Annotated in this window: 17 protein-coding genes; 5 read left to right on the top strand and 12 right to left on the bottom strand. The window is 63.1% G+C overall.

Translation table 11 applies throughout. The features are described 5' to 3' along the window. Positions 1 to 34 precede the first annotated feature (34 nt). A complete protein-coding gene (locus NKI97_RS23600) occupies positions 35 to 955 on the top strand; it encodes a LysR family transcriptional regulator (RefSeq protein ID WP_352448540.1) in 921 nt (306 codons plus the stop codon). A gap of 22 nt (positions 956 to 977) precedes the next feature. On the opposite strand, the gene NKI97_RS23595 is transcribed toward NKI97_RS23600, so the two are convergent. The 6 genes from NKI97_RS23595 to NKI97_RS23570 all read right to left on the bottom strand — a co-directional run bounded on the left by NKI97_RS23595 (position 978) and on the right by NKI97_RS23570 (position 7,052). Next, complete coding sequence (locus NKI97_RS23595; protein ID WP_352448539.1) at positions 978 to 1,808, bottom strand: dipeptide ABC transporter ATP-binding protein; 831 nt, start codon at positions 1,806 to 1,808, stop codon at positions 978 to 980. After that, the gene (locus tag NKI97_RS23590) at positions 1,805 to 2,680 is read right to left on the bottom strand and encodes an ABC transporter ATP-binding protein (protein ID WP_023676824.1); all 876 of its coding nucleotides are present in this window, start codon (positions 2,678 to 2,680) and stop codon (positions 1,805 to 1,807) included. Before NKI97_RS23590 ends, NKI97_RS23595 begins: the two co-directional genes overlap by 4 nt. A gap of 4 nt (positions 2,681 to 2,684) precedes the next feature. After that, entirely contained in the window at positions 2,685 to 3,602 is a 918-nt protein-coding gene (locus tag NKI97_RS23585; RefSeq protein ID WP_023676823.1) for an ABC transporter permease subunit, read from the bottom strand. Position 3,603: 1 nt separating this feature from the next. Continuing rightward, positions 3,604 to 4,611, bottom strand: a complete 1,008-nt coding sequence (locus NKI97_RS23580) for an ABC transporter permease subunit (protein ID WP_352448538.1) — start codon at positions 4,609 to 4,611, stop codon at positions 3,604 to 3,606. 58 nt (positions 4,612 to 4,669) lie between these two features. After that, entirely contained in the window at positions 4,670 to 6,262 is a 1,593-nt protein-coding gene (locus tag NKI97_RS23575; protein WP_352448537.1) for an ABC transporter substrate-binding protein, read from the bottom strand. 94 nt (positions 6,263 to 6,356) lie between these two features. Further along, a complete protein-coding gene (locus tag NKI97_RS23570) occupies positions 6,357 to 7,052 on the bottom strand; it encodes a hypothetical protein (RefSeq protein WP_352836842.1) in 696 nt (231 codons plus the stop codon). Between the two features lie 16 nt (positions 7,053 to 7,068). Here NKI97_RS23570 and NKI97_RS23565 point away from each other — a divergent pair, with 16 nt between their 5' ends. Next, positions 7,069 to 8,700 carry a long-chain-fatty-acid--CoA ligase gene (locus NKI97_RS23565; protein WP_352836839.1) on the top strand — a complete coding sequence of 544 codons (1,632 nt, stop codon included), beginning with the start codon at positions 7,069 to 7,071 and terminating at the stop codon, positions 8,698 to 8,700. Positions 8,701 to 8,785: 85 nt separating this feature from the next. Beyond that, positions 8,786 to 9,442, top strand: a complete 657-nt coding sequence (locus tag NKI97_RS23560; protein ID WP_352743198.1) for a class I SAM-dependent methyltransferase — start codon at positions 8,786 to 8,788, stop codon at positions 9,440 to 9,442. On the opposite strand, the gene NKI97_RS23555 is transcribed toward NKI97_RS23560, so the two are convergent. Next, positions 9,426 to 10,148 carry an HAD family hydrolase gene (locus NKI97_RS23555; protein WP_352743115.1) on the bottom strand — a complete coding sequence of 241 codons (723 nt, stop codon included), beginning with the start codon at positions 10,146 to 10,148 and terminating at the stop codon, positions 9,426 to 9,428. The genes NKI97_RS23560 and NKI97_RS23555 overlap by 17 nt on opposite strands. Positions 10,149 to 10,153: 5 nt before the next feature. Next, the gene (gene pgi / locus NKI97_RS23550; protein ID WP_352743113.1) at positions 10,154 to 11,797 is read right to left on the bottom strand and encodes a glucose-6-phosphate isomerase; all 1,644 of its coding nucleotides are present in this window, start codon (positions 11,795 to 11,797) and stop codon (positions 10,154 to 10,156) included. A gap of 254 nt (positions 11,798 to 12,051) precedes the next feature. Here pgi and pdxR point away from each other — a divergent pair, with 254 nt between their 5' ends. Both pdxR and NKI97_RS23540 read left to right on the top strand, forming a co-directional pair. Further along, positions 12,052 to 13,545, top strand: a complete 1,494-nt coding sequence (gene pdxR / locus NKI97_RS23545; RefSeq protein WP_352836837.1) for a MocR-like pyridoxine biosynthesis transcription factor PdxR — start codon at positions 12,052 to 12,054, stop codon at positions 13,543 to 13,545. A 193-nt stretch (positions 13,546 to 13,738) separates the two neighbouring features. After that, a complete protein-coding gene (locus tag NKI97_RS23540) occupies positions 13,739 to 15,328 on the top strand; it encodes a trimethylamine methyltransferase family protein (RefSeq protein WP_352448531.1) in 1,590 nt (529 codons plus the stop codon). A gap of 3 nt (positions 15,329 to 15,331) precedes the next feature. On the opposite strand, the gene chrA is transcribed toward NKI97_RS23540, so the two are convergent. The 4 genes from chrA to NKI97_RS23520 all read right to left on the bottom strand — a co-directional run bounded on the left by chrA (position 15,332) and on the right by NKI97_RS23520 (position 21,096). Next, positions 15,332 to 16,720, bottom strand: coding sequence for a chromate efflux transporter (gene chrA, locus NKI97_RS23535; protein ID WP_352748906.1), 1,389 nt, complete (start codon positions 16,718 to 16,720; stop codon positions 15,332 to 15,334). Next, positions 16,717 to 17,556, bottom strand: coding sequence for a chromate resistance protein ChrB domain-containing protein (locus tag NKI97_RS23530; protein WP_352448529.1), 840 nt, complete (start codon positions 17,554 to 17,556; stop codon positions 16,717 to 16,719). Before NKI97_RS23530 ends, chrA begins: the two co-directional genes overlap by 4 nt. Positions 17,557 to 17,868: 312 nt before the next feature. Next, on the bottom strand, positions 17,869 to 19,674 hold the full coding sequence (locus tag NKI97_RS23525; protein ID WP_352614507.1) for an IlvD/Edd family dehydratase: 1,806 nt from the start codon (positions 19,672 to 19,674) through the stop codon (positions 17,869 to 17,871). Positions 19,675 to 19,911: 237 nt separating this feature from the next. Then, positions 19,912 to 21,096 carry an Mrp/NBP35 family ATP-binding protein gene (locus tag NKI97_RS23520; RefSeq protein ID WP_352448527.1) on the bottom strand — a complete coding sequence of 395 codons (1,185 nt, stop codon included), beginning with the start codon at positions 21,094 to 21,096 and terminating at the stop codon, positions 19,912 to 19,914. Between the last annotated feature and the right edge of the window lie 93 nt (positions 21,097 to 21,189).

Genomic DNA, 21,189 nt, shown 5'->3' with positions numbered 1-21,189 from the left:
TATATGTAGGAAATGTATAAGATAATGCCGAATAATGGATAGATCGGACGTCACTCTCGAGCGCATGCGCACCTTCGTTCGCGTCGCCGAGCGCGGCAGCCTCTCGGCGGTGGCGCGCGAGCTCGGAATTGGGCAGTCGACGGTCACACGGCATTTGCGAGAACTCGAGGAGGCCGTCGGAGTGCCCTTGCTCAGCAGGACCACCCGGCGTGTGACGATGACTGATGAAGGCAGCCGTTACTATGCCGACAGCGTCCAGGTCCTGCGCCTCGTTGAGCAGGCCGGCGATGAGGCGCGGGGCACGCGCGGCGCGTCGGCCGGCACGATCCGGATATCCTGCACGGCGGCGCTCGGGGTCTTGCACGTCAGCCGGCTGATCTTCGCCTTTCAGGACCGCTATCCCGATATCGGCATCGATCTTAGCCTCACCGACGAGCGCATCGATCTTGTGCGGGAGGGCGTCGACATTGCGCTTCGCCTGGGTCCGCTCACCGACAGCTCAATGAAACTGCGGGCGCTCGGGCAATCCCGGCGTCTGCTGGTGGCGGCGCCGGCCTATCTGGCGGCGCGGGGCAGACCGGCTGTCCCGCAGGATCTGCCTGGCCATGAAGGCATCCGGATGTCGAACATCGCGGGAAGCGACACACTCGCCCTGCAGGGGCCGGGCGGCAAACGCTTTGCGGTGCCCTTTGGCGATCGATTTCGGGTCGACCATGGGCTTGCCGCGCGCGAAGCCCTTGTCGCCGGACGCGGTATCGCACCCGCCCACCATTGGCTTGTCGACGATCTCCTGGCGGCCGGCCGGCTGGAAGTGGTCCTGCCGGGCTATTTTCCGCCTCCCGTCCCGCTGAGCATGCTGATCGTTCCGGAGCGTGTGGGCATTGCCCGGGTGCGGCTGCTGGTCGACTTTCTCGCCGAGCAGATCTCCGGCATTCCGGGGATCGAGAAGCGGTAGCCGACCGGCAAACCTCGCCGGATCAGGCGGCCTTCTTCTTCGCCAAACGTGCCTTGATGCTGGCAACGTCGGCACGTGGCGTCGCAGCGAACAGCGTCCTGGTGTAGCTGTGTTTGGGGTCGGCGAAGACCTCGTCGCGCGAGCCGTATTCGACCGCTTCGCCGAAATACATTACCATCACGTCGTCGGCGATGTAGCGCACCACCGACAGGTCGTGGCTAATGAAAACATAGGTTAGCTGAAACTCGTCCTGCAGGTCGGCGAGCAGGTTCAGCACCTGCGCCTGCACCGAAAGATCAAGTGCCGAGACCGGCTCGTCCAGCACCAGAAGGCTGGGGTTGAGCATCAGCGCGCGGGCGATGGCGATCCGCTGGCGCTGGCCGCCCGAAAACATATGCGGATAGCGATTAAAGTGCTCGGGGCCGAGACCGACCTTCTTTAGCATCTTCATGGCAAGATCGCGCCGCTCGTCGGCCGTGCTGTCGGTGTTGATGAGCAGCGGCTCGGCAAGCACGTCGCCGATCTTCTGGCGTGGATTGAGCGAACCATAAGGGTTTTGGAAGACGATCTGGACCTTGCGGCGCATTTCCTTCGACAGGCCGTTCCTGCCGATGTCTACCTTCTTGCCGTCGATGAAAAGCTCGCCGGAGGTCGCCGGGTCGATCAGGGTGATGATGCGGGCGAGTGTTGACTTGCCGCAGCCGCTCTCGCCGACGATGGCCAGCGTCTTGCCCTTGTCGACGCTGAACGAAACACCCTTGACCGCATGAACCGTACGGGAAGGGCGGAAAAGCCCGCCACCGACATGATAGTCGCGCACGATGTTCTTGCCTTCGACTACCGTCACGCTCATGAGGCGGTTCCTCCTGCGGACCGGGCTGCGACTACAGATGGGGCCGGCTCAAACAGCATGTCGGAAACAGTAGGCAACCGGTCGCCGACGGCGTTTTCGGGCAGCGCCGACAGGAGCGCGCGCGTGTAGTTGCTCTTGGGGGACTCGAACAGCGACAGCACGTCGGCCTCTTCCATCTTGCGGCCTTTGTACTGGACGATGACACGGTCGGCGGTCTCGGCAACCACCCCCATATTGTGGGTGATCATGATCAGGCCCATGCCATATTTGGCCTGCAGGCCGACCAGCAGATCGAGGATCTGCTTCTGGATGGTGACATCGAGCGCCGTGGTTGGCTCGTCGGCGATCAAAAGCTTGGGATTGCAGGCGATGGCGATGGCGATCATGACGCGCTGACACTGACCACCCGACATCTGGTGCGGGAAGGAGCCCAGCCGTTCCTCGGGGTCGGCGATGCCGACCAACTTCATCAATTCGATGGCACGCGCCCGGCGCTGGGCGCGGTCCATGCCCATATGGAAGCGCAGCACCTCCTCGATCTGGAAGCCGACGGTGAAGCACGGGTTGAGGCTGGCGACCGGCTCCTGGAAGATCATCGAAATGTCCTTGCCGACGATCTTGCGCCGCTCGGATGGGCCGAGCTTGAGCAGGTCGATGCCGTCGAAGGCCATGCGGTCGGCCCTCACCGTCGCGGTGTTGGGCAAAAGCCCCATCACCGCCAGCATCGCCACCGACTTGCCCGAACCGGATTCGCCGACGATCGCCAGCACCTCGCGCGGTTCGACCGACAGGTCGATGCCTTGTACCGCCATGAAAGGTCCAGCGGCGGTGTCGAAGGAAACGGTCAGGTTCTTGATCTCGAGAAGAGGCATTGGATTATGACCTCTTCAGCTTGGGATCGAAGGCATCGCGCAAGCCATCGCCGATCAGATTGATGGCAAGCACAGTGATCAGGATAGCAAGGCCGGGGAAGGTCACCACCCAAGGCGCGCGCAGGATGAACTCGCGCGCCGAGGCGAGCATCGTGCCCCATTCCGGCGTCGGCGGCTGCGCACCGACACCGAGGAAGCCGAGCGCCGCAGCCTCGAGAATAGCGTTGGAGAAGGACAACGTCGCCTGCACGATCAGCGGTGCCAGGCAGTTCGGCAGGATCGTCCTCACCATCAAGCGAAGATGACCGGCACCAGCCACCTTGGCGGAGATGACATATTCGCGGTTCTTTTCGGCCATCACGGCGGCGCGGGTGAGGCGCGCAAAATGCGGCTGCAGCACCAGCGCGATCGCCAGCATGGCATTGAACAGGCCCGGGCCGAGGATCGCCACCAGCACCAGCGCCAGAAGCAGCGACGGGAAGGCCAGGATGATATCCATGATGCGCATGATCAGAGTGTCGACCCAGCCGCGGAAATAGCCGGCGAGCACGCCAAGCACGATGCCGCTGGTGAGCGAGAAGACAACGACCACCAGACCGATGAACAGCGAGAAACGCGCCCCGAAGATCAACCGTGAAAGCATGTCGCGGCCGACCGCGTCGGTGCCGAGCAGGAACATCGATTTGCCGCCTTCCTGCCAGGCAGGGGGTGCCAGCAGCGCATCGCGAAACTGCTCGTCGGGCGAATGTGGGGCGACGAACGGCGCAAAGATCGCCACCAGCACCAGCGCCGAAAACACGACAAGGCCGATGACCGCGCCGGTGTTCATCGAGAAGTAGTGCCAGAACTCGGCGAAAGCCCGTTGCCTGCCGCCTGTCGGGATGGAGGCGGCGGTAGCTTCGGCGGCGGATTCGTCGGTCATCTCACTGCACCCGGATGCGCGGATTGATGACGGCGTAGAGCACGTCGACGATCAGGTTCACCGCCATGACGATCAGCGCGATGATCAGCAATCCGCTCTGGACGACGACATAGTCGCGCTTGCCGATGGCATCGATCATCCATTTGCCGATGCCCGGCCAGGAAAAAATGGTCTCGGTCAGAATGGCGCCCGCCATCAAGGTGCCGACCTGCAGTCCAATGGTGGTGACTACCGGGATCAGCGCGTTGCGAAAAGCGTGCAGACCGATGACGCGGCGAGGCGCCAGGCCCTTGGCGCGCGCGGTGCGGACATAGTCCTCGCCCAGCACCTCGAGCATAGCCGAGCGCGTCTGGCGCGCTATGACGGCAAGCGGGATCGTCGCCAGCACGATCGACGGCAGGATCAAATGGCTGACGGCAGATTTGAAAGCGCCGCTCCCGCCGGAGATCAGGCTGTCGATGAGCATGAACCCGGTCGTCGGCCTGAAGAAATACTGCAGGCCGATGCGGCCGGAAACCGGCGTCCAGCCGAGATAGCCGGAGAAGAAGATAATGAGCAGCAACCCCCACCAGAAGATCGGCATCGAATAGCCGGTCAGCGCGACACCCATCGTAGCCTGGTCGAACCACGAGCCGCGCTTGACCGCGGCGAAGATACCGGCAGGAATGCCGAGCAGGACGGCGATGATCAACGCCACTGTCGCCAGTTCCAGCGTGGCTGGAAACAGCGCCTGGAATTCGCCGAGCACTGGCCGCTTGGTGGCAATAGATATGCCGAAATCGCCGGTCAGGACCCTGCCGATATATTCCAGGTATTGGATGACATAGGGCCGGTTGTAGCCAAACTGCTCGATGAGCTGGGCGTAGCGCTCGGGGCTGACGCCGCGCTCGCCCGCCAGGGCCAGGATAGGATCGCCGGGCAGAAGCCGGACGAAAGCAAACGCCGCCAGCGATATGCCGAACACGGTCGGGATGATCAAAGCGAGCTTGTGGACGAGATAACGGAGCATCTTGCTTCATAGAACGGCGGCGCGGGAAGTCCAGCGCCGCCGCTCAATTTCTCAGGACTTATTCGGTGACGTCGACGCCGTCAAACCGATGAATGCCGAGCGGGTCCATAACGAAGCCCGACACCTTCTTGTTCATCGGCATGAAGACCTTGGAGTGGGCGATGGTCAGCCACGGAGCCTCACGCTTGAACACCACCTGAGCTTCCTCGTAGATCTTGGTGCGCTCGGCGACGTCCGTCGTCGCCTTGCCTTTTTTCAGCAGGGCTTCGAATTCCTGGTTGCACCAGATCGCATAATTGGACTGGCCGATGGCATCGCAACCGAGCAGGAAAAAGAAGTTGTCCGGATCGCCATTGTCACCGGTCCAGCCCAGTTGGAAGGCGCCGTCGCGATCCTTAGCCTTGCCGCGCTGGCGATACTCGGTCCATTCGTAACTGACGATCTCCGCCTTGACGCCGACGGCGGCATAGTCGGCCTGGATCAACTCGGCGACGCGTTGGGCGTTCGGGTTGTAGGGGCGGCTGACCGGCATAGCCCAGATCTTCATCGACAGATCCTTGACGCCTGCATCGGCCAGCATCTTCTTGGCCGCCTCCGGATCATAGGGATCGTCCTTGATGTCCTTGTTATAGGACCACATGGTCGGCGGGATCGGGTTGATGGCCGGCGCGCCGGCGCCCTGATAGACCGCGTCGATGATCGCCTTCTTGTTTACCGCCATGTTGAGGGCCTTGCGGACCTCGACCTTGTCGAAGGGCGGCTGCGTCGTGTTGTAAGCCATGTAGCCGATGTTCAGGCCTTCCTGCTCGTCGACCTTGAGGTTCGCGTCAGCCTGCAGTCCGGCAATGTCGGCCGGCGCCGGGTATGACATGATATCGCACTCGCCTGCCTTCAGCTTCTGCGCGCGTACGGCCGGATCGGGCGTGATGGCGAAGATCAGATCGTCGATCTTCTGTCGCCCGCCATAGTAGCCGTCCCATGCTGCATAGCGCACGACCGCATCGACCTGATAGTCGACGAACTGGAACGGACCAGTGCCGACCGGCTTCTGGGTGAACTGCTGCCTGGTGCCGGCCTTGTCGAGTTGGTCGGCATATTCCTTGGAGACGATCGAGGCGAAATCCATGCCGAGGTCCGGCAGGAACGCGACTTCAGGCTTGTTCAGCACGAATTTCACCGTCAGGTCGTCGACCTTGACGATTTCCTTCAGGAGGTCGGGAAAGCCCATGCCGGTGAAATATTCCCAGCCGGTGCCTTCCAGATAGCTGTACCACGGGCTTTCTTTCTTCCACTGGCGTTCGAAGGAAAAGATCACGTCGTCGGCGTTGAGGTCGCGCGTCGGCGTGAAATAATCGGTCGTCTGGAATTTCACACCCGGGCGAAGCTTGAAGGTGTATTCGAGACCGTCGTCGGAAACCGTCCAGCTCTCGGCCAGGCCGGGCGAGATGGTGGTCTTGCCATGCTCGAACTCGACCAGGCGCGAATAGATGGTGCGCGACGAGGCGTCGAAGTCGTTGCCGCCGCTCCATGGCGACGGGTCGAAGCCGGCCGGCGAAGCCTCCGAGCAATAGACCAGTTGTTTTGCATTGGCCATGCCGCCGAGGACGCTTGCAGCCAGCAACGCGGCTGCAAAAGTCAGTTTCTTTTTCATTGAGCACTCCCTGATGTTCTTCCAAGCCCCTCTATCAGGCTCGCGAAGGCCGCATATAAGCACCGTTTTTCTAGCTTTGGAACTGCTTGTTTGCCTAACCCACGGGAAGCAGAAAAAAATTCCGGCACGCGGCAAATTGTGGAAAAAACGAGCCGAATCCGCAGATCACGACATTATTAGCGACTTCAATTTTTTGTTGATCGGCGATGCCGCCAATTGTGGGAATCGAGCCGTTCGGTTCAAGAGATGCGCATCCGAAAACCGGTCGCGGCCGAGAGGTTTGACGGCAAGTCTTACCGCACTCCAGGTGGCGAGGCTTGCACGGCCGTCGCTTGTGGCAATACATAGATAGGTGGGCAGCGTGCCGGATTTTCCCACGTTCCGGACATTGCGGCAAGCGTGGGATATCGTTGTGATCAGGGCGGTGGTGGCGCGCAAGCATGCCGAAACAATAAGAACGATTGAGGGAGCGACAGGTGGCAAAACCGGCAAAGACAACCAACGCGGCGAAAGCAAAGGCCGAGGCAACATCGAAAGCAGTCAAGTCAAAAGCGGCCGCCGCCAAGCCGACGGCTACCGCGAAGGCAAGCGCGAAGCCGGCGGCGAAGACCACGGCTGGAGCGGCTGCTAAACCGGCAACCGGCAAGACGGCGCCTGCTGCAAAGTCTGCCGCCAAGCCGGCGGCGAAGGCAGTGCCGACAGCGCCACGACTGCCGGCAGGTCCGGCCAAGAGATTACCAAAGGCGATCACGTCGCTGGCCGCCGGCCTGCCGGAAAAACCGTGGCTCAAGAGTTACCCAAAGATCGTGCCGGCCGAGATTGGCGACCTGCCCTCCAGCTCGATCGGCGACTTTCTCGTCGCCGTGTGCAAGCAGTTTGCGAATCGGCCGGCCTTCGTCTGCATGGGCAAATCGATCACCTATGCCGACCTCGAGCGACAGTCGGCCGCCTTCGGCGCCTATCTGCAATCAACGGGGCTGCAGAAGGGCGCGCGCGTCGCCCTGATGATGCCGAATGTGCTGCAATATCCGGTGGCGATTATGGCAGTGCTTCGCGCCGGCTATGTCGTGGTCAACATCAATCCGCTCTACACGCCGCGCGAGCTGGAGCACCAGCTCAAGGATTCCGGCGCTCAAGCCATTGTCATCCTCGAAAATTTTGCCTGCACCCTGCAGGCGGTGATCGCCAGGACCGCAGTCAAGCATGTCGTGGTCGCCTCGATGGGCGACATGCTCGGCGGGCTCAAGGGAACGATCGTCAACTTCGTTGTACGCCGCGTCAAGAAGATGGTGCCGGCATGGTCGCTGCCCGGCCATGTCAAGTTCAACGCCGCGCTGAAGGCCGGCACCGGCATGGCCTTCAGGCCCGCAAAGGTCGCGGCCGACGACATCGCCTTCCTGCAATACACGGGCGGCACGACCGGCATCTCCAAGGGCGCGATGCTTTTGCACAGCAACATTTTGGCGAACGTCGCGCAGAACGCGCTGTGGGCCGAAGACGCTTTTACCGTCAAGCCGAAGCCGGCGCATCTGAACTTCCTCTGCGCGCTGCCGCTCTATCACATTTTTGCGCTGACGGCGAACGTGCTGGTAGGCATGCAGCAAGGCGCGCAGAATGTCCTCATCCCCAATCCGCGCGACATTCCCGGCTTCGTCAAGGAGCTGCAGAAATACCCGATCCACATCTTTCCGGGCCTCAACACGCTGTTCAATGCGCTGCTCAATAATGAGGATTTTCGCAAGCTCGATTTCAAGCCGCTGATCCTGACGCTGGGTGGCGGCATGCCGGTGCAGAGGGCCATCGCCGAACGCTGGAAGGCGCTGACCGGCTGCCCGATCAGCGAGGCCTACGGGCTCACCGAGACCTCGCCGGGGACAACCATCAACAAATTCAGCGACGGCGTTTACACCGGCACGATCGGCCTGCCGCTGCCCTCGACCGAGATCGCCATCCGCGACGACCACGGCAACAATTTGCCGCTCGGCGAAGTCGGCGAAATCTGCATCCGCGGACCGCAGGTGATGGCCGGCTACTGGAACCGGCCGGACGAGACCGCCAAGGTGATGACCGAGGACGGCTTCTTCAAATCGGGCGACATGGGCTTCATGGACGAGCTTGGCTACACCAAGATCGTCGACCGCAAGAAGGACATGATCCTGGTTTCCGGCTTCAACGTCTATCCGAACGAACTCGAGGAAGTGGTGGCGCAGCATCCAGGCGTACTCGAAGTGGCGGCGATCGGCGTGCCGGACGAGCATTCGGGTGAAGTGCCGAAGCTGTTCGTCGTCAAGAAGGACCCGGCACTGACCGCCGACATGCTGACGGCTTATTGCCGCGAGAACCTGACCGGCTACAAGCGTCCCAGGTATATTGAGTTCCGCACCGAGCTGCCGAAGACACCGGTCGGCAAGATCCTGCGACGGGCATTGCGGGGCTAGGCGCAGCTTGAGCGATTGCATCGCCGGCGCCAACGCCGTGAGTATAGGTTCGCGCCCGGACCCGGCAGAGTTCATCCGGGCGAACATGCGGATCGCCCCCGTGCCCGCGCTTCCCGAAATCCGGCTTTACACCGCCCATCCGGGAAGCGGGCTCAGGCGGCTTCTCGAATGGAACCAACATGCGACCGAAGAAGACGGACCTGAACCGGAGCCACCGTACTGGGCCTATGTCTGGGCCGGCGGCGCGGTGCTTGCCCGCTACATAATCGACCGGCCGGAGACCGTGGCCGGGCGTCGCGTGCTCGACCTCGGCGCCGGTTCGGGTCTCGTCGGTATCGCGGCGGCAAAAGCCGGAGCCAGCGAGGTCGTCGCGGCCGAGATCGATCACATTGGTGTGGTTGCGCTCGGCCTCAACGCGACTGCGAACGGCGTCGCTATCATGATCATTGGCGAAGACATCACCAGCGGTCCGCCGCCACCGGTGGATGTCGTGGTGGTCGGTGACCTGTTTTACGCCCATGATCTTGCCGGCCGGGCCCTTTCTTTCCTCGACCGCTGCCTTGCAGCCGGCATCGCCGTGCTGATCGGCGATCCGGGCCGCGCCTATCTGCCCCGCTCGCGGCTTCGCCTGCTGGCCGAATACGAGGTGCCGGATGTCGGCGAAGGCAGGAATGCGGCGATGAAACCGAGCGGCGTGTTCTCGTTCGGACCAGCTAGCTGCGAGTCTAGACTGTCTCGCTGACCCGCGCCGCAAGAAAATCGGGCAGATCGGCAACCGAATCCAGGATGACGTCGGCGATCTGCGACAGCGATTCCCGTGTGCCGGTGCCGGACAGCACGCCGATCGCCAGGCCGCAGCCGCCGGCGCGCGCCATCTCCAGATCGTGGCGATTGTCGCCGACCATTGCGATCGCCGCCGGCCTGAGCCCTGTCAGGTCCGAGAAGGCAAGAATCGTATCCGGCGCCGGTTTTGGATTGGCCACCGCGTCGTAACCATAGGCGGCTTCGAAAAGCTGCGCGACGCCCAGAGTGACCAAGGTCTTTTCCGCGCCGCTGGTCGAGTCGTTGGTGGCGACGCCAAGCCGGTAGGATTTTCTGTGAAGCAGGCCAAGCGTCTCGACCACACCCGGCAGCGCCACCGCCATTGCCGATCCCTGCGCCGAAGTGATGGCGTTGAAGCGGGCGACGGCAAGCATCTGGTCCTCGTCGGACAGCCGTGGAAACCACAGCTCGACGACGTCCATGTTGGTGCCGGAGGCAAAAATCGAATCCGGCTTGAAGCGCTTGGTGGCGAAGTCGAAGCCCGCCGCCGCAAGCAGCCTGTCTGCTTTCCAGCGATCGCCTTCGGCCGCATCCATCGCCATGAAGTCGGCGATGCCCAGCCATGTCGCGTTGAAATCTACGAGCGTGCCGTCCTTGTCGAACAATATTCCCTTAATGTCCGCCAAGCTTTTCACTCCGGGCCGCGCAAGCGGTGGATGTATTCCACCAGTCCGGCAGTCGAGGCATCCCGCTTTGCGGCGTTCTCCTTGCCTTCAACGACGGGCAGCAGCCCGGTCGCCAGTTCCTTGCCGAGCTCGACGCCCCACTGGTCGAAGGAGTTGATGTTGAACAGCGTGCCTTCGACGAAGACGCGGTGTTCGTAAAGCGCAATCAGCCGTCCGAACGTGTGGGGGTCGAGTTTCCTGTAGAGGATCGTCACTGAGGGGCGGTCGCCGGAGAAGACACGGTGCGGAGCAATCCTGTCGACATCGGCCGGCTTCATGCCTTTCGCCAGCATCTGCGCTCGGGCTTCCTCAAGCGTGCGGCCCTTCATGAAGGCTTCCGACTGCGCCAGGCAATTGGCAAGCAGAAGGTCGTGGTGATGCTTCAGTTCCGGCTCGTGGCCGACGGCAGCGGCAAGGAATTCGACCGGAATGAAATCGGTGCCCTGATGCAGAAGTTGGAAGAAGGCATGCTGGCCATTGGTGCCGGGCTCGCCCCAGACCAGCGGGCCGGTCGGCGTCGTTGCAGCGCCGCCGTCCAGGGTGACGCTCTTGCCGTTCGATTCCATGTCGAGCTGCTGCAGATAGGCCGGCAGCCTGGACAGACGCTGATCGTAGGGGATGACGGCGCGAGCGGGGTATTTGCAGATCACGCGGTGCCACCAGCCAATCAGCCCCATCAGCGCCGGCAGGTTCTTCGCCAGCGGCGCGGTGCGGAAATGCTCGTCCATCTCATGGGCGCCGTCGAGAAAGGCGCGAAAATCCTTCGGGCCGATGGCGATCATCACCGGCAGACCGATCGCACCCCAGACGGAATAGCGGCCGCCGACCCAGTCCCAGAAGCCGAAGACGCGATCGGGCGCGATGCCGAATTTGGCGACCAGGTCGAGCGCCGTCGAGACGGCGGCGAAATGCTTGCCGACCGCTTCCTTGCCGAGCGCCTTCTCGACCCATCTGCGCGCGGTTTCGGCATTGGTCATCGTCTCGACCGTGGTGAAGGTCTTGGAGGCGATGATGAACAGGGTGGTTTCGGCGGAAAGACCCTTCAGCGTGTCGTGGATATGGGCACCGTCGATATTGGATACGTAATGCGCGCGCGGCCCGTCATGATAGGGCGCCAGCGCCAGCGTCGCCATGGCCGGGCCAAGATCGGAGCCGCCGATGCCGATGTTGACGATGTCGGTGATTTTCTTGCCGGTCGCGCCGGCCGCCTTGCCGGAACGCACCGCGTCGGCGAAGGCACCCATCGCGTCGAGTACGGCAAGGACTTCCGCGTTCACGTCCTGGCCGTCGAGCACGATGCCCTTGCCGGTCAGGTTGCGCAGCGCCGTGTGCAGCACGGCACGGCCTTCAGTGACGTTGATCTTCTTGCCGGCAAACATCGCGTCGCGCCGGCCTTCGAGGTCAGCGGCCTCAGCCAGCTTCTCCAGCAACTCCATAGTCCGCGCATCGACCGCGCATTTCGACCAGTCGAGCAGCAGGTCGCCGTCACTGGCGGAGAATTTCTCGAAGCGCTGCGGATCGGCAGCGAAAGCCTCGCGCATCGAGCCCGATTTGGCCGCACGATGATCGCGCAATGCGTCGAGCTGCTTTTGAAAGGACGATTGATCCACTGCTTCGCTCCGGTTCTTGAGGTGCATCTTATCAGGCCGGATGTTTCCGGCGCGTGTCGTCGCGGCAAACTATCGGGTCGAATTCCATCTGTTTCAATGCGCAGCGATGCCGCAGCGCAGCGTGGGCCGGCTCAAAGGATCACTGGCATAAATCCCAGCGATCAGAAAAATTGATTGGCGCAACACCTTGTGCCACCGGTACATTCGACTGGTCCAGCCAAGTGAAAAAAGCTGGCCATCGAGGAACATCTCCCATGCCACAGCGAAACGACACGGCCATATGGTCCGGCCTGTTCCGGATTTCGGCGGAATCCGGTCAGACCCTGCAGGCGCAGATCCGCCAGGCGATCGTCGCCGCCATCCTCGACCGGCAGATCGCGGCTTCCATGCCGCTTCCGTCCTGCCGGATTCTTGCCGAAAAACTCGGCGTGGCGCGCGGCACCGTGGTGCTGGCCTTCCAGCAGCTGGTCGATCAGGGCTTCCTGGTAGCGCGCGAGCGCCGCGGCCATTTCGTCAATCCCGAAGTGCTGGCGACGCCGGCCAAGCCGCATCAGAAGGCGCCCGACCAGGCCAACGAGATCGACTGGAAGGCGCGTCGGCAGATCGCTGCGAGCGACATGCCGCCGCCGGCCAAGCACGACAACTGGATCAAGTCGTCATACCCCTTCGTCTATGGCCAATTCGACCCGGCGCTGTTCCCGACCGCCGAATGGCGCGAGTGCAACCGCATGGCGTTGGCGGTGCTCGAAATCCGCAACTGGGCATCCGACATGGTCGACCGCGACGATCCGCTCCTGATCGAGCAGATCCAGGCACGGCTGCTGCCGCGACGCGGCATCTTCGCCAATCCGGACGAGATCATCGTGACGTTGGGCGCGCAGAACGCGCTTTACATGCTGGCGACGCTGTTGATGACCAAGGGCTCCAAGGTGGCGATGGAGGACCCGGGCTATCCCGATGCACGTTCGATCTTCCGGCTGGCCGGCGCCGAGATCCAGCCGGTTCCGGTCGATCACTCCGGCATCGTAACCTCGGCCATTCCCAATGATTCCGGCTTCGTCTTCGTCACGCCCAGCCACCATTGCCCGACCATGGTGCCGCTGTCGGCAGAGCGGCGGCAGGAGCTTTTGGCGCGCGCCAACCGGCACAACCAGATCATCATCGAGGACGGATATGACAGCCAGCTCCTGGACGAGGCGCCGCAGCAGGCGCTGAAGAGCCTCGATCGCTCCGGCCGCGTCGTCTATGTCGGCTCGATGTCGAAGACGCTGGCTCCCGGCCTCAGGCTCGGCTACATCGTCGCCTCGGCCGGGCTGATCTCCGAGCTTCGGGCGCTACGCCGCTTCATGCTGCGCCATCCGCCGGCGAACAACCAGCGCGCCGTCGCATTGTTCCTGTCGCTCGGCCATCACGAGGCGCTGGTGCGGCGGCTGTCGAGCGCCTTCGACGAGAGGCGCAAGCGTCTGGCCCATGCGATTTCCGCCTTCCTGCCGGAGTGGCGCTCGACCGATTCGGCCGGCGGCACGTCGCTCTGGCTCGAGGGGCCGCGCGGCACCGATTCGCGCGGGCTGGCGGAGGCCGCGGCCTCGCGCAGCGTCATCATCGAGCCTGGCGACCGCTTCTTCGACCGCACCGAAAAGCCATCGCGTTTCATGCGCTTGGGCATTTCCTCGATCGCGTTGCAGCACATCGAACCCGGCATCCGCGAACTTGCGACGGCAGCTGGACGCAGGCCGGCAGCGGCCTGATCTCCCTTCCCCGACCGGAGCCTGGCGCATGTAGTGCGGCTCCGGTTCTTTAGCTCCTTGGCATATGCGACGGGACCGGCTGGCACATAGGCTGTGCCAATGCCGGCGGCATAGTCGCTGTATAGAGGGGACGGAGCAGGCCGATGGTGGACCAACCGCCGCGCCCGCTCCGCAGCTAAAGTTGGAGTCCTTCATGCCAATGGCCCATGAGAAGCAGGACGTGTCCGCAGACCAGCGTTCGCGGCGGTCCGGCGGGCGCGAGGCGCGCCGCGCCATGCGGGCGGCACCGCTTGCCGACGACGTCAAGCCGGTGCGTGCCGGCCTCGAAGGCGGAAGCTACAGCCCGCTCAGCGGCAGCGATTGCGAACGTATCCACGAGGCCGTGCTTACCCTTCTTGAGACGGTCGGCTTCGCCAACGCCATCCCCTCCTGCATCGAGGCGCTGACCAAAGCCGGCGCGACCTTCAGTGAGGACGGCCGCCTGCGCTTTCCTCGCGGCCTTGTGCTCGACACCATCAAGAACGCGGCGCGGCATTTCACCCTCCACGGCCAGGATCCGAAGCACGACATGGTGATCCAGGGCAAGCGTGTGCACTACGGCACGGCCGGTGCTGCGGTGCATCTTGTCGATGTCGAAAAGCGTGAGTATCGCGAGTCGCTGCTGCAGGACATTTATGATGCCGCGCGCCTGGTCGAAGGGCTCGACAACATCCATTTCTTTCAGCGGCCGATGGTGCCGCGCGACATTCCCGACCCGCTCGATATGGATTTCAACACGCTCTACGCCTGCGTCATGGGCACGTCGAAGCATGTCGGCACCTCGTTTACCGTGCGTGAGAACGTCAAGCCGGCGCTCGACATGCTCTATGCGATCGCGGGCGGCGAAGAGAATTTTCGCGCGCGGCCTTTCGTCTCCAATTCGAACTGCTTTGTCGTGCCGCCGATGAAGTTTGCCGAGGACGCCTGTGGCGTTCTCGAAGCCTGCGTCGAGGGCGGCATTCCGATCCTGCTGCTGTCGGCAGGACAGGCGGGTGCGACGGCACCGGCGGCGATTGCCGGCGCCGTGGTGCAGGCGGTCGCCGAAGTGCTCGTCGGCCTCATCTACGTCAACGCCATCAAGCCAGGCCATCCGGCGATTTTCGGTACCTGGCCGTTTGTCTCGGATCTCCGGACCGGCGCCATGTCGGGCGGTTCGGCCGAGCAGGCGGTGCTGACCGCGGCCTGCGCGCAGATGGCGCAATTTTACGACCTGCCGGGTGGTTCGGCCGCCGGCATGACAGATTCGAAACTGCCTGATATTCAGTCCGGCTACGAAAAGGGCATAACCGACGTGATGGCCGGTCTTGCCGGCCTCAACCTGGTTTACGAATCGGCCGGCATGCACGCCTCGCTGCTCGGCTTTTGCCTTGAGAGCCTGATCATCGACAACGACATGCTCGGCCACTGCCTGCGCTGCGTGCGCGGCATCGAAGTGACGGACGAGTCGCTGTCGATCGACACGATTGCCGATGTCTGCCTGAAGGGCCCGGGCCATTATCTCGGCAACGAGCAGACGCTGCGGCTGATGCAGACCGAATATTTCTATCCGGCCGTCGGCGACCGCTTTTCGCCGAAGGAATGGAATGAGAAAGGCAGGCCCGATATCCTGCAGCGGGCGATCATCGAGAAGAAACGCGTGCTTGCCGAACGCTTCCCGCGCCATGTGCCAAAGCCGGTCGACGACAAATTGCGCGCCCGCTTCGGCGATATGATCAAGCTGCCGCGAAGCAGAATGGGCGGCTGAGCGTTACCCGCTCGCCGCCAGCAACAAGACACCGGCCAGCGCCGATCCGGCAAGCGTCGGCAGCATACCGATCTTCAGCTTCAGAATGGCGATCATCGAGGCACAGGAAAGCAGCGCCGCGCGCCAGTCTATCGATGAAAGCACCGGCACGTCCATTCCAAGCCCGACATTGCGCACTTCGCCGAAGATGACGTGCAAGCCGAACCATAGAGCGAGATTCATGATGACGCCGACGACGGCGGCGGTGATCGCACCGAGCGCCGCCGACAGCGCCTTGTTGCCGCGCAGCGCTTCGATGTAAGGCGCCCCAAGGAATATCCATAGGAAACATGGGGTAAACGTCGCCCACAGCGTGAACAGCCCGCCAAACAGTCCGGCAAGCAGCGGCGCCAGCAAGCCCGGCTGGCGGAACGCGGCAACGAAGCCGACGAACTGCAAGACCAGGATGAGCGGACCCGGCGTGGTTTCGGCAAGTCCGAGGCCGTCGACCATTTCACCGGGTGCCAGCCAGCCGAAGTACTCGACCGCTGCCTGCGCGACATAGGCAAGGGCTGCGTAGGCGCCGCCGAAGGTGACGACCGCCATGACACTGAAGAAGCCACCGATTTGAGTCCAAACGCTGGCAGGGCCGGTGAAAGCCCAGACCAGCAGAACAGGCCCCAGCCAGATCGGCAGCCAGATCGCCAAAGTGCGCGGCGCGTGCCATCGTGTCGGCCTGACGTGGGTCAGTTCGCCGCGCTCGAACATCAGATCGACCACGCCCTTTATGTCGGGAACATCGCCCTTGCCATGCGAGGCGCCGGAAAAAACTGCCGGCGCACTACGGTTGCCGATCCAGCCTGCCAGCCCGGCAAGCAGCACGATCAGCGGAAACGGCACGTTCAACGCGTAGATGGCGATGAAGGCGGCGAGTGCGATCGACACCATGACCGGGTTTTTCAGCGCGCGTCTGCCGATCCGGATCACCGCCTCGATGACAATGGCGAGCACGGTCGCCTTGACCCCGAAAAACAGCGCCGCGACGAGCGGTACATCGCCATAGAGCGCATAGAGGCTGCTCAGGACGAGCATGACAAGCGCGCCCGGCACGACGAAGAGAATGCCGGCAACAAGGCCGCCGGCCGTTTTGTGCAGCAACCAGCCGATATAGATGGCGAGTTGCTGGGCCTCGGGGCCAGGCAGCAGCATGCAGTAGTTCAACGCATGCAGAAAGCGCTGTTCGCCGATCCAGCGCCGTTCCTCGACCAGTTCCTTGTGCATGAGCGCGATCTGCCCGGCCGGGCCGCCAAAGCTGAGCACGCCGATTTTTGCCCAGACCTTCACGGCCTGCCGGAAGCTCGGCACAGCGGGCTCCTGAATCTCCGCCGGCTTTTTCGAAAGGACGGCGCTCACGATGGTTTGCCTGTGCCGAGACTGACTGCGCCGGCGACCGGCCAGTTATGCGTCTCCTCGGTGGCATCGCGGCACCAGCGGAAGAACGCATCGTAAAGCAGCATGCCGGCCTCGAGCTGCTCCAGATCGTCGCGAAACATCCGTGACAGGCCAAGCGAGGCGGCCAGGAACCCGGCCGCCTGTGGAACAAGATCGAGGCTCGCAGTATCGGCAGCGCGTATGATCGTGGCCAGGCGATCGAGCGCTTCGGATTTGAGCCCGAACTCCTCGATCATGGTGTCGAAGGTGCAGCGTTCGCCGCGGTGGCTCCAGAACACGTTCTCGATGTCGAAGGGGATGGCCTGAAAGCGATCGGCGACGGCCGCCACTTCGGCCGGCTCGACGAAGAGAAAGACCGCGTGAGGATCGATGAAGCGCCGGATCAGCCAGGGGCAGGCGATGCGGTCGATCTTCGGGCGCGTACGCGTCACCCAAACGGTGCGGCCCTTGGCATCGGCGGGCGGTATCTTGTCGGCGTGAACGAGAAGGCCCTTGGCATCGCGCCACGCTTCAAACCCGCCATCGAGCGATTCGGCGGCAACGCCCTCCTGCCGTAGCCATGCGGCCACGCCTTGCGAGAGCTTTTTTCCCTGTTGGCAGACAACTGTCACTTGCCTGCCGGCGAAGTCGGCAGCCCAGTTCGAGACACTCCTGAAATCACGACGATCCGACCCCGGCAGCAGGCGCGGATCGGCGTTGTAGTCATCATCGATGCGGACGTCGATGATTGCGGGTGCACCCGGCAGCCCAATCAGACGGGACAGTTGCGATACAGTGATAGCGGTTGTTGACGGCATGGCGTCCACCTCCTTGAAAGAGAAGCTTGGACGCGAACGTTGGGCTGACGCCTCACGGGGTCGTCGCGATGCACCCCTTGCGATGATCGTGGATTTGTCACGCCCGCTTGTCAAGCATTGCCGTTCTCGCGGGAGCAATCGCTGTTGACAAATGACCGCGTCCAACCCTGTGCCGGGCATTTCTGCCCATTAGGCTATCGCAGGTGGAAAGCCGAGGCTTTCGCTCTACGATGTACCCCCACCCCTACCCCTCCTGGCGCTGACCTCGGCAAATTGCCTGCACCGGCGGCTGGCTCGTGCGACGGACCCTGGTCAGTGATTGTCCCTCGGCACGCCGCTTGTATGAGCCACATCCTGGTATTTCACCGCCGGCTTCAGCACCATGCCTTCGGAAAACTGGTCGACCATGCCGCGCTGGATTTCCTGCCAGGGCGTCTGGTGCTTCGGATACTGATAGCCGCCATTGTTTTGCAGCTCGGCGCGGCGCCGCGTGATCTCGTCGTCGCTGACGAGGATGTCGGCGGTGCCCTTGCGCAGGTCGATGCGGACGCGGTCGCCGGTCTTCAGCAGCGCCAGGCCGCCGCCGATGGCGGCTTCCGGCGAGGCGTTGAGGATCGACGGCGAGCCCGACGTGCCCGACTGGCGACCGTCGCCGATACAGGCCAGCGCGTGGATGCCCTTTTTGATCAGATAGGCAGGCGGCTGCATGTTGACGACTTCGGCGCCGCCGGGATAGCCGATCGGGCCGGCGCCGCGCATGAACAGGATGGTGTGCTCGTCAATTCCCTGTGCCGGGTCGTCGATGCGGGCGTGATAGTCCTCGGGGCCGTCGAAGACCATGGCGTTGCCCTCGAAGGCCTCGGGGTCCTTCGGGTTCGACAGATAGCGCTCGCGGAATTCGGGCGAGATGCCGCTGGTCTTCATGATCGCCGAATCGAACAGATTGCCCTTGAGATTGATGAAGCCGGCATTGGCTTTCAGCGGCTCGGCAACCGTGCGGATGACGTCGAGGTTCTCGTTGACGGCGCCGCTGCAATTGTCGCCGATGGTCTTGCCGTTAGCTGTCATGGCTTCCGGATAGGGCAGCAGGCCGCCCTTCATCAGTTCGGCGACCACGGCCGGCACGCCGCCGGCATGGTGATAGTCCTCGCCGAGATATTCGCCCGTCGGCTGCAGATTGACGATGAGCGGTATGTTGAGGCCGACCTTCTGCCAATCGTCATTGTCGAGCGAAACGCCGAGATGGCGGGCGATGGCGTTGAGGTGGATCGGCGCATTGGTCGAGCCGCCGATCGCCGAGTTGACGACGATGGCGTTCTCGAAGGCCTTACGGGTCATGATGTCGGAGGGCTTCAGATCCTCATGCACCATGTCGACGATGCGCTTTCCGGTCTCGTAGGCGATCTGGCCGCGCTCGCGATAGGGGGCGGGGATAGCGGCCGAGCCCGGCAATTGCATGCCGAGCGCCTCGGCCAGCGAATTCATCGTGGTGGCGGTACCCATCGTGTTGCAATAGCCGGTCGACGGCGCCGAGGAGGCAACGATATCCATGAACTCGTCATAGCCAATCTCGCCGGCCGACAGGCGCTGGCGCGATTCCCAGACGATGGTGCCGGAGCCGGTGCGCTTGCCCTTGTGCCAGCCGTTGAGCATCGGGCCGACCGAAAGCGCGATAGCCGGAATGTTGACGGTGGCCGCGGCCATCAGCATGGCCGGCGTCGTCTTGTCGCAGCCGATGGTGAGCACCACGCCGTCGAGCGGATAGCCGTAAAGCACCTCTACCAGGCTGAGATAGGCAAGGTTGCGGTCAAGTGCAGCAGTCGGCCGCTTGCCGGTCTCCTGGATCGGGTGGCAAGGGAACTCGAAAGGGATGCCACCCATCGAGACGATGCCTTCGCGCACGCGCTTGGCCAGTTCAATGTGATGGCGGTTGCAGGGCGACAGGTCGGAGCCGGTCTGGGCGATGCCGATCAGCGGCTTGCCGGACATCAGTTCGGCCCGCGTCAGCCCGTAATTCAGGTAGCGCTCCAGATAGAGTGCCGTCATGCCCGGATTGTCGGGATTGTCGAACCACTCCTGCGAGCGAAATTTTTTCTTGTGGGTGGGGGCGCCTGCCATCGTGGTCTCCGTATTTGTATGACAAATCGATATGACAACGCGCGGGAGCAGGCAAGGGGCACGCGCCATCCGAATCCGCTCTTTGGTACGAAAGACATACATCTGCCTCCGCGCTAGACGGGATCGTGGTTTGTCAGCCCGCCATCCCGGAGAGTTGGAGCGCGTCGCCGCGGACCCTACCTGACCCTTCCGGCCACCCTCCCCCTCAAGAGGCCCACTTGGGGAGGGACATCCGCATCACTCGAACACGATGCTCGGCACTGCAGCCTCGGCCGCGCCGCGCTCTTCATTGACGCGGTCCCAGACCCTGGCGGCGATGTCGCGATAGATTTTCGCCTCAGCGCCATCCGGCTTGGAGACCACCACTGGCGTGCCGGCATCGGAGCTTTCGCGGATGCCCATCTCGAGCGGCACTTCGCCAAGGAAGGTGACGCCGAGACGCTCGGCCTCGCGGCGCGCGCCGCCATGGCCGAAGATGTCGTAGCGTTTTCCCGTATCGGGGGCGAGAAAATAGCTCATGTTTTCGACGATACCCAATAGCGGCACGTCGACCTTTCTGAACATGTTGAGGCCTTTGCGCGCATCGATCAGGGCCAGGTCCTGTGGCGTCGAGACGATGACGGCGCCGGCCAGCGGCACCTGTTGGGCCATGGTCAGCTGGGCGTCGCCGGTGCCGGGCGGCATGTCGACGACGAGCACATCAAGCGGTCCCCATTCGACCTCGCGCAGCATCTGCGTCAATGCCGACATCACCATCGGCCCGCGCCAGATCATCGGCGTCTCCTCATCGACGAGGAAGCCCATCGACATGACCTTGAGGCCATAATTCTGCATCGGCTTCAGGATCTTGCCGTCGACGGTCTGCGGCCTGCCACGAATGTTGAGCAGACGCGGCATGGAAGGGCCATAAATGTCGGCATCGAGCACCCCGACCCGCAGCCCGTTGGCGGCAAGCCCAAGGGCGATATTGACGGCGGTGGTCGACTTGCCGACGCCGCCCTTGCCGGAAGCGACGGCGATGATCGCTTCGATGCCGGGTACGCCGCGCTTGCCCTGGCTGTGCGAGGCGGGCGCCTGTGGCGCGGGACGCGCAGGTGCGGCCGGCGGAGCGGGCCTCTGAGCCGGTCTTTGCGGAACCGGCGCCTCCATGCCGCCGCCCTTCTTTTCCGCCGTCAGCGCGACCACGGCGCCGGCAACACCGGGGATCGCCTTGACGACACGTTCGGCCGCCGCACGCAGCGGTTCCATCTCCTGGGCACGGGCAGCGGGAACGGTGATCGAAAAGAACACCTTGGCATCGGCAATGAAAATCTCGGAAACCAGGCCGAGGTCGACGATATTGCCGGTGAAATCCGGCCCATTGACCGTCTTCAGGCGCTCGATAACGATTTCCTTGGTCACGTTTTCATTGGCGGCGGGCATGAGTTTTTCCTCTACTTTTCCGCTCCAGATAATGCAGTTCCGGAACAGAACCAAGCGATGGACCACCAATTGCAGCGGCGTATCGGGGAGGCA

This window comes from Mesorhizobium sp. M0296 (assembly GCF_040321675.1).
In the GTDB taxonomy this organism is placed as follows: Bacteria; Pseudomonadota; Alphaproteobacteria; order Rhizobiales; family Rhizobiaceae; genus Mesorhizobium.
Note: the sequence above shows the minus strand (reverse complement) of the source record. Positions and strands in the feature narration are given on the sequence as shown.

Excerpts from the sequence above, each read along its gene's own strand:
- NKI97_RS23600 (WP_352448540.1), top strand. The coding sequence starts at position 35 with ATGGATAGATCGGACGTCACTCTCGAGCGCATGCGCACCTTCGTTCGC.
- NKI97_RS23595 (WP_352448539.1), bottom strand. The coding sequence starts at position 1,808 with ATGAGCGTGACGGTAGTCGAAGGCAAGAACATCGTGCGCGACTATCAT.
- NKI97_RS23590 (WP_023676824.1), bottom strand. The coding sequence starts at position 2,680 with ATGCCTCTTCTCGAGATCAAGAACCTGACCGTTTCCTTCGACACCGCC.
- NKI97_RS23585 (WP_023676823.1), bottom strand. The coding sequence starts at position 3,602 with ATGACCGACGAATCCGCCGCCGAAGCTACCGCCGCCTCCATCCCGACA.
- NKI97_RS23580 (WP_352448538.1), bottom strand. The coding sequence starts at position 4,611 with ATGCTCCGTTATCTCGTCCACAAGCTCGCTTTGATCATCCCGACCGTG.
- NKI97_RS23575 (WP_352448537.1), bottom strand. The coding sequence starts at position 6,262 with ATGAAAAAGAAACTGACTTTTGCAGCCGCGTTGCTGGCTGCAAGCGTC.
- NKI97_RS23560 (WP_352743198.1), top strand. The coding sequence starts at position 8,786 with ATGCGGATCGCCCCCGTGCCCGCGCTTCCCGAAATCCGGCTTTACACC.
- pdxR (WP_352836837.1), top strand. The coding sequence starts at position 12,052 with ATGCCACAGCGAAACGACACGGCCATATGGTCCGGCCTGTTCCGGATT.
- NKI97_RS23540 (WP_352448531.1), top strand. The coding sequence starts at position 13,739 with ATGCCAATGGCCCATGAGAAGCAGGACGTGTCCGCAGACCAGCGTTCG.
- NKI97_RS23530 (WP_352448529.1), bottom strand. The coding sequence starts at position 17,556 with ATGCCGTCAACAACCGCTATCACTGTATCGCAACTGTCCCGTCTGATT.
- NKI97_RS23525 (WP_352614507.1), bottom strand. The coding sequence starts at position 19,674 with ATGGCAGGCGCCCCCACCCACAAGAAAAAATTTCGCTCGCAGGAGTGG.
- NKI97_RS23520 (WP_352448527.1), bottom strand. The coding sequence starts at position 21,096 with ATGCCCGCCGCCAATGAAAACGTGACCAAGGAAATCGTTATCGAGCGC.